Raw genomic sequence first — 3,018 nt, forward strand, 5'->3', positions numbered from 1 at the left:
CAGCGCGCCGATGGCGACGAGATGAGATCGGTTCATGACTTTCCTCCGTCCGGATCGCCGGCTTGCGGTGTCGAGATCGGCGATTCCGCGCAACGTCATACCCGGCTCGGACCACCTCGGCCCGACGACGCACCGCAACGGGTGATCGCCCGGACCGGTCAGCGGTGGAACCGGAACCAGTTCAGGAAGGCGATGTCATCGGCGCGGCGGCGGTGAGACGTCGGGTTGCGCCAGCACGGCCCTCGCGCGTGCTTCGCGAAGCGCCTTTCCTGGAGTTCGGCGGCGTCGTCCGCGGGAAGCTCCGGCGAGAGCTTCAGCTCTTTGACCGCCACCGGGCGGTGCAGCAACTCGTCGGTATTCGACCACACGGTCCCCCATCGCACCGCGACATGTGCTGCTCTCCAGCCGGTACCGGCTCCCGATGACGCGGTACGCGGATGCGGCCGCGTCGTGTTAGCGCCGAAAAACCGGGGCGGGCGGCGGCTTTTCCATTCAGCCGATCCATAGTGGACAGACATTGTGGATACCGCCGTTCAGCGGATCGCGCGCTTGGCCAACGGACCACATCGGGCAACGCGAACGTAGCTAGACAGCAGCGCCCTCCGCGGGGATCGCGGCTTCCGGGATCCACCCGCAGCCCGGACCAACGCCGGAGCACTTCGCGGACACCGGCCGTTGACCGCCACGCGCCCGATGCTTATTGTACCGAGTCGCAACTTAGTACAACTTGCATCTGGGGCGCTCCACCGGAGCGCCGACCAGGAGCGGCGCGTAGGAGACCCCATGGCGATCACCGCCGATCGTTGCCCGGCCGACGGCGCCCGCCGCGCGGGACGGAGGTCGACACCGTGACCACACGCAAGATCCTGCTGCGCACGGTCGTGACCATGCTGAGCCTGGTGCTGGTGGTCGCCGGCATCGCCGAGGCGCACGAGTCCGCAGGCTCCGGCGCGGGAGCGCGGGACAAGCTCAAGATCATCGCTCCGGCCGCGCCCGGCGGCGGGTGGGACACCACCGCCCGCGAGCTGCAGAACGCGGCGCAGGCCAACGACCTCACCGCCGCGAGCGAAGTCCTCAACGTGGAAGGCGCGGGCGGCACGATCGGCCTGGCACGGCTGGTGAACCAGCCCGGCGATCCGAACACGCTGCTGCTCACCGGCACGACGATGCTCGGCGGCGTCGAGATCAACGGCTCGCCGGCCGAGGTCGCCGACACCACCCCGATCGCCAAGATCAGCGAGGACTACGACGCGATCGTCGTTCCCGCCGACTCCCCGCTGCGCACCATCGACGACCTGATGGGCCGGTGGCGGGCCGATCCGGGAGGCGTGGTCGTCGGGGGCGGCTCGATCGGCAGCCTGGACCACCTGCTGGCGGGCTCGGCCGCGAGCGCCGCCGGGGTCGGGCCTGCGGGGTTGAACTACATCGCCTACTCCGGCGGCGGCGAGATGGTGGCGTCGCTGCTCGGCGGCCACCTCGACGTCGGGGTGGCGAACACGAACGAGATCAGCGATCAGGTCACCGCCGGAGAATTGCGGGTGCTGGGCGTTTCCGCGCCGCAGCGCACCGCCGATCTGCCCGGAGCGCCGACCCTGCGGGAAACCGGGATCGACATCGTGCTGTCGAACTGGCGCGGCCTGGCCGCCGCACCGGGGATCACACCGGCGCAAGCCGAGGACATGCGCGCGTTCGCCCGGCAGCTGGTCGCCACCCCGCAGTGGCGGGATGCGTTGCGGCGCAACAACTGGATCGACGCGTTCGTGGACGGCCCGGCATACGACCGCTACCTGCGGGCGGAGACGGGGCGGGTCCGGGAGATCACCAAAAGGTTGGGGCTGGCATGACGACCGCTTCCGGCGAGCAGCACGAAGAACCCGCGCGGCCCGAAGGCACCGGGCAGCCCGAAGGCAGCGCGCAGCACGAAAACACCGGGCAGCACGAAAGCACCGGGCAGCACGAGGCAGCCGACCCGCACTCGCCCCGGGCGGACCGGGTGCTCGCAGGACTGGTGCTCGTGACCGGGCTTTTCCTGGTGCTGCAAGGACTTCGGCTGCCGTTGCCGCTCAACGTCGGCTACCTGGGACCGCAGTGGTTCCCGATCGCGGTCGGCGTCCTGCTGATCGCGCTGGGCTGCGTCCTGACCATTCAAGCGGTGCGAAAACCGACGGTCAGCGCACCGGCCGCGGAGGCGTCGTTCGACCGGCGCGCGTTCGGACTCGTGGTCGCCACCTTGGCCGTGCACCTCGTGGTGCTCCTGCTGCTCGGCTGGATTCCCGCCGGAACAGCGCTGTTCTGGGGCGTCGCGCGGGCGCTCGGCAGTTCGCGGGCGCTGTTCGACCTGGGCGTGGCAGCGGTGTTCTCGTGCACCGTGCAGCTCGCCTTCACCGCCGGGCTCGGCATCGCGCTGCCGGTCGGCCTGCTGCCGGAGGTGCTGTGATGGACGCCTGGAACCTCCTGCTCACCGGGTTCGCCGACGCGCTCACGCCGGTCAACCTGCTGCTGTGCTTCGTCGGCGTGGTGCTGGGCACGGCGGTCGGGGTGCTGCCGGGGCTGGGCAGCTCGATGGCGGTGGCGATGCTGATCCCGCTGACCTTCCGGCTGGAGCCGACCGGCGCGTTCATCATGCTCGCCGGGGTGTACTTCGGCGGGCAGTTCGGCGGCGCCACCACGGCGATCCTGCTGAACACGCCGGGGCAGTCCTCGTTGATGGCCACGGCCTTCGAGGGCTTCCTGATGAGCCGCCGCGGCCGTGCGCCGCAGGCGCTGGCGACCTCGGTGATCGGCTCCTTCGTCGGCGGCACGATCGCCTGCGTCGCGGTGGTGTTCTGCGCGCCGTTCCTGGTCGATTTCGCCCTGCGGTTCGGGCCTGCGGAGTACTTCGCGCTGGTGCTGTTCGCGTTCGCGGCCACCGCGGCGGTCGTCGCCGACTCGGCGGTGCGCGGGCTGACCGCGCTCGGGCTGGGCCTGGCGCTGGGCGTGGTCGGCATCGACGCGCAGACCGGCGTGGCACGCTACACG

3 protein-coding genes and 1 pseudogene are annotated in these 3,018 nt (G+C 70.7%); 3 read left to right on the forward strand and 1 reads right to left on the reverse strand.

What is annotated here, in order from left to right:
• Positions 1-222: 222 nt before the first annotated feature.
• Positions 223-378 (reverse strand): annotated as a pseudogene (locus IJH84_RS06670) (serine/threonine protein kinase); the annotation flags it as partial.
• 470 nt (positions 379-848) lie between these two features.
• Between IJH84_RS06670 and IJH84_RS06675 the strand changes: the two are divergent.
• From IJH84_RS06675 to IJH84_RS06685, 3 genes are all read left to right on the forward strand, one after another.
• Entirely contained in the window at positions 849-1,844 is a 996-nt protein-coding gene (locus tag IJH84_RS06675) for a tripartite tricarboxylate transporter substrate binding protein (RefSeq protein WP_295141564.1), read from the forward strand.
• Positions 1,841-2,437 carry a tripartite tricarboxylate transporter TctB family protein gene (locus tag IJH84_RS06680; RefSeq protein ID WP_200071610.1) on the forward strand — a complete coding sequence of 199 codons (597 nt, stop codon included), beginning with the start codon at positions 1,841-1,843 and terminating at the stop codon, positions 2,435-2,437. Before IJH84_RS06675 ends, IJH84_RS06680 begins: the two co-directional genes overlap by 4 nt.
• On the forward strand, positions 2,437-3,018 hold a 582-nt coding region (locus tag IJH84_RS06685; protein ID WP_295141569.1), incomplete at its 3' end, for a tripartite tricarboxylate transporter permease. The genes IJH84_RS06680 and IJH84_RS06685, both read left to right, overlap by 1 nt.

This window comes from Saccharopolyspora sp., from assembly GCF_017434145.1.
GTDB lineage: Bacteria > Actinomycetota > Actinomycetes > Mycobacteriales > Pseudonocardiaceae > Saccharopolyspora_C > Saccharopolyspora_C galaxeae.